5 protein-coding genes are annotated in these 4,168 nt (G+C 47.4%); 1 reads left to right on the top strand and 4 read right to left on the bottom strand.

The window, feature by feature from the left end:
* Positions 1–241: 241 nt before the first annotated feature.
* From V2154_RS24820 to V2154_RS24805, 4 genes are all read right to left on the bottom strand, one after another.
* Positions 242–658, bottom strand: coding sequence for a hypothetical protein (locus V2154_RS24820; RefSeq protein ID WP_337284541.1), 417 nt, complete (start codon positions 656–658; stop codon positions 242–244).
* A gap of 1,143 nt (positions 659–1,801) precedes the next feature.
* Positions 1,802–2,233, bottom strand: coding sequence for an excisionase family DNA-binding protein (locus tag V2154_RS24815; protein WP_337284542.1), 432 nt, complete (start codon positions 2,231–2,233; stop codon positions 1,802–1,804).
* Positions 2,233–2,424: a Rop family plasmid primer RNA-binding protein gene (locus V2154_RS24810; protein WP_149228829.1), complete on the bottom strand. Its 192-nt coding sequence runs from the start codon at positions 2,422–2,424 to the stop codon at positions 2,233–2,235. The genes V2154_RS24815 and V2154_RS24810 overlap by 1 nt, the downstream gene beginning before the upstream one ends.
* 737 nt (positions 2,425–3,161) lie before the next feature.
* Positions 3,162–3,446, bottom strand: coding sequence for a type II toxin-antitoxin system RelB/DinJ family antitoxin (locus V2154_RS24805; RefSeq protein ID WP_337284538.1), 285 nt, complete (start codon positions 3,444–3,446; stop codon positions 3,162–3,164).
* Positions 3,447–3,640: 194 nt separating this feature from the next.
* Here V2154_RS24805 and V2154_RS24800 point away from each other — a divergent pair, with 194 nt between their 5' ends.
* Positions 3,641–4,045 carry a hypothetical protein gene (locus tag V2154_RS24800; protein WP_337284539.1) on the top strand — a complete coding sequence of 135 codons (405 nt, stop codon included), beginning with the start codon at positions 3,641–3,643 and terminating at the stop codon, positions 4,043–4,045.
* The last annotated feature ends 123 nt before the right edge of the window (positions 4,046–4,168 follow it).

The raw sequence follows: 4,168 nt of genomic DNA, 5'->3' as shown, positions 1-4,168 counted from the left end.
ACTTACTAATTTATAATCCTTTTCTTGGAAGGGATGATGAATATACGCGAGGGATTAGAGTGCTTATAATCAGAGGGTTGTCATTAAACGTCTATTACCAAGAAAGCACTGGGACAGTAAGGGTTCTACGTATCCTCCATCAGTCTAGAAACATCTCAAAGTTAATTTAAATGTGCACCTTTACCATAACATCCGTTGACCGCACGCCACGTTCGCGCCGATAAATTTAACTTATCGTGGGTTAACGGTTCTCCCTGACTTTTAGAATCGAGCAATTAATCGCCCGACCGCCGTTGTATTGCAATTCGATTATCCCGCCAGGTTGTAAATCACTTTCGTTTAACTCAATCAAAAGCTCATTTTGGTGTGCATCTTCGAGATAAAGATAAAAGCACCCGCTATGGAAATTCTGCGTATCTGGCAATGCTGAAAAAGATTTACTCCCAGTCAGTAAAACTGCCTCTTTCTCTCCGTCTTCTGTCAGTAATAGCTGGAACTGTTGCCCATCCGGCGTAACCCCCCATACACGAATGATCGGTGTTCTGCGTGGCTTATACCAGAACTGGTAGTAAAGCCCAGCCATCACAACTAATGAAACTAGTAAGACCATTTTTATCCTCACAATAACGGTAAAGGCTAAGTTAACTGTATTTACCATAACGTCCCATTGCACGCACCGGGAAACCGCGCTCAGTGCGGTTCCGGCGCGTTCGCCGTAAAAGACCGCCTTATCCCTGGCTGAAATGCCGCAAAACGCCCCTGATAAGTTTTAACCGTATGCATGACTATGCACGGCACTGCCTGGTGCCCGAACTGGCGTGAAAGAAACACCGTAATGCGGATTTATCCGGGTTTGCCTAAGTCAGATGCGGAAATTCGCGCGTAAAAGCCCCATAGCGCACGAAGTCTTGTATAAGCAAGCCACCACCGCCAGATCAAGGGGGCTTAGAACTGCTTTAGAATCGAGAGAAAGCCAGTCAAGGGCGCGTAGCGGCGAAGCGAACCCTTTACGGGCTGTAACGACCCCACCCTTGGCGAAGGGGGATGGTTCGCCACTGCGAGCCATCCTCCTGTTAAACCGGGTCTGACCTGTTTTTTGTGATACCCGTTCAGGGGATCATGCCTTCGGGGGGGCCGAATTCGAATGACTCAGCCTACTGAGGCAAGCCATCCCAATGGCGACTTCGGATTTGGGGGCAAAGCCCGCCACACCGTTAAGCTAGTCCTCAAGGACGACGCGCGACCAACCTCGTTACAGACAATTCCACTGGTTTTTTATGAGCGGGAAACGCACAGGAAAAAACAGGGGTAAAAATTGGCTTGTAAGGGGGTTGGTCGCGCGTAGCGAGACGGTGTGGCCGCCCTTCAGGATGTTATGCAGCGTCCAGCGGAATAATATCCTGTGTCGTAGAGATGGCGGCGTTCAGCAAGCCATCGGAACGCCAGAATTAAAGGGGTTTAGCTACGCCCTGAAGACGGTTCATCGGTGAACGTCCTCGGTGCATGCGATTCACCGAGGACGTTCACCGAGGCCACTCACCGATAAAATCATCGGGCAGAGCTATCGGGCGCACCCTGTGCCCGATAGCTCTGCCCGATGACCGTGCCCAAAAACCGAACCCCAAATTCAAAAGCAAATGCGCCTAACAGGGGGATGGGTCGTTCCAGCCCGTACAGGGAATGCTTTATGGAAAGACCGGTTCCTGACGCTACTGCTCACCGCACTGATCCTGCTGTGCGTCAGTACGGGCGGTGCATTCCTGGGGATGTGGTATTACGGGGCGGTTATGCACTGACAGAACTACTTCCAGAACTTCCACCACGGGGAGTGCGCCGGAGAAGAGATCAGCGGTGCTGGCTGCTCCTGTTTATGCTCCAGAAGCAACATAGCCTGACGAAGTGAACTGATATGTTCATCCCTGGCATTCACCGCCCCTTTAAGCCCGTCATTTTCGGTCTTTAACAACGCAATCTGATGCTGTAAATCTTGTAAAATATCACTGTTAATCGCTGTAGCATGACCGTCAACACTTACAGCGTTTTGTGTATCGTCCTTTACACCACCAAGCGAACCAAAAACACGTATAAGCTCAGACGTATCAATGGTTTTTACTTGCTTTCCATGCTTTACAACCGAGGTGTAAGTAAGTGTTCCATTGTTAAGCATCTTGTAAAGCGTAGGGCGACTGACATTTACAAGCCGCGCAGCTTCACTGATAGAGACTTTCGCCATTAGTTGCCATCCTCTGATTCCTTCAGTCGTTCTGACAAAACACGGTAAAGCTGTTCCGTATCCTCATGGAGCTTCTCGCAAAGGTCAGCCTCAGTATCGAAATCCAGGGCATTGAGCTTCTCCAGCAAAAGCAGAGACTGACCCTGAATGAATTTGGCCATATTCAGCGCAGTTTTTTGTTCTTTGTTCACGAAAACCTCCGTGTGGCAGTACCAAATGCAGGATCTGATGATATTCCGCTTCCTCGCTCATTCGCTCACTACGTTCGGTCATGAGTCTGCGGCGAGCGGTGGGATTCTAAGTAACAGATAACGTAGACGGTAAGCGTAACCAAAAGCCAGGACAAGGACGAGAAGGACACGCCCCGCCAGGGCGTTTTTCCATAGGCTCCGCCCCCCTGACAAGCATCACAGAATCTGACGCTCAAATCAGTGGTGGCGAAACCCGACAGGACTATAAAGATACCAGGCGTTTCCCCCTGATGACTCCCTCTTGCGCTCTCCTGTTCCTGTCCTGCGGTATCCGTGTTGTGGTGGAAGCTTTACCTAAATCACCACGTCCCGTTCCGTTTAGACAGTTCGCTCCAAGCTGGGCTGTATGCAAGAACCCCCCGTTCAGCCCGACTACCACGTTGTTCCGGTAACTATCATCTTGAGTCCAACCCGGAACAGACACGAAAAATCGCCAGTGGCGGTAGCCATTGGTAAGAGGGTGTACAAGAGATTACTGACGCAGAGTTCTTGAAGTATCAGCCCAACTACGGCTAAACTGGAAGGACGAATTAGGTGGCAGCGGTCTTGTATACCCTGTTACCACGGTTCAGAAGTTCCCCAACTTACTGAACCTTCGAAAAACCACCTCCCCAGGTGGTTTTTTCGTTTTCACCGCAAGAGATTACGCATATTAAGTATTAGCGTCAACATGCAGACTAACGCTTGTACTTTGCTCTTATCTCATCTTTTCTTGAGGCAACAACTCGTTTCACTTCCTCATTAGAAGTAAATTTTGCCTCTCCGGCATTCACTTTTGCTACTGACATTTCTACCTGCTTCTTTAGCCATTTCTCGTGCTGGCTAAGGGGCTCTACTTCTCTTGCAAGCTGCTCAGCAAAGTCTCTGCAAGCCTCGCTTAGAGTTTTCCCGCGAGCTTCTGCAGCTTTTTGAGCTCTTATCTTGATGCTTTCATCAAGTCTAAAATGAAATTTTGTATCCATAGTACCCTCCGACACCCGTAATGTTAGTACAGCTGTGCGCACAAGCAACAAACATATTATTTTAATAAAATTATTTAATATCATTGCTTTATAAAAAAATTGAAATAATTTAGAAAAACATCAACACAGATAGGCACAGATCGGTAGGTTGCGTGATAAAATACAAAAAAAACACGAAACAGGAACATGAAAACATGGGATTCATAAGCCAACTATCCAAGACAAAGATATCCTCAAGAAGAGGATCCGCAAGTCAAATCACCGTAACTCAGTCATTCAAGCCGTCAACATCGGCAGAAGAGTTATCCATAAGGGTATCTATTGAGTGCCTAAAGAACATCAGCTTAAAGATCGGTGATAACGCTGACATCCTTTATGATGCAGAAAGCGATACATGGATGATCAAAAAAGAGGATGACGGTTATAAAATATCAGGAAAGGATGACGCACCAACTGGACTCATTCGTTACACGCTAAAAGAAGGGCATAAGAAATTTACTAATAAGCGTGAATCACTACCTGTAAGAAAAGATAGCAATGATGAAAGCATCGTATACATGGGGGATAAAATGACATTTAAGCTGAAGGAAGGCGAATGATGGAGAGCACTCTAATCTGGGAAGAAGAAGCTATTAATGATCGTACTGAATACTTTGAATGGCTTTACAAGCAGAACCCGAATGCAGCTGAAGAAGCAGATCAGCACATTGAGGATACTGTCG

The sequence above is a fragment of the Ewingella sp. CoE-038-23 genome (assembly GCF_040419245.1).
Lineage (GTDB): Bacteria > Pseudomonadota > Gammaproteobacteria > Enterobacterales > Enterobacteriaceae > Ewingella > Ewingella allii.
The sequence above is the reverse complement of the archived record's forward strand: the minus strand, read 5'-3'. Positions and strand labels throughout refer to the sequence as shown.

What these genes read in the sequence shown, in the direction of transcription:
- V2154_RS24820 (WP_337284541.1), bottom strand. Translation starts at nt 658, where the DNA reads ATGGTAAATACAGTTAACTTAGCCTTTACCGTTATTGTGAGGATAAAA.
- V2154_RS24815 (WP_337284542.1), bottom strand. Translation starts at nt 2,233, where the DNA reads ATGGCGAAAGTCTCTATCAGTGAAGCTGCGCGGCTTGTAAATGTCAGT.
- V2154_RS24805 (WP_337284538.1), bottom strand. Translation starts at nt 3,446, where the DNA reads ATGGATACAAAATTTCATTTTAGACTTGATGAAAGCATCAAGATAAGA.
- V2154_RS24800 (WP_337284539.1), top strand. Translation starts at nt 3,641, where the DNA reads ATGGGATTCATAAGCCAACTATCCAAGACAAAGATATCCTCAAGAAGA.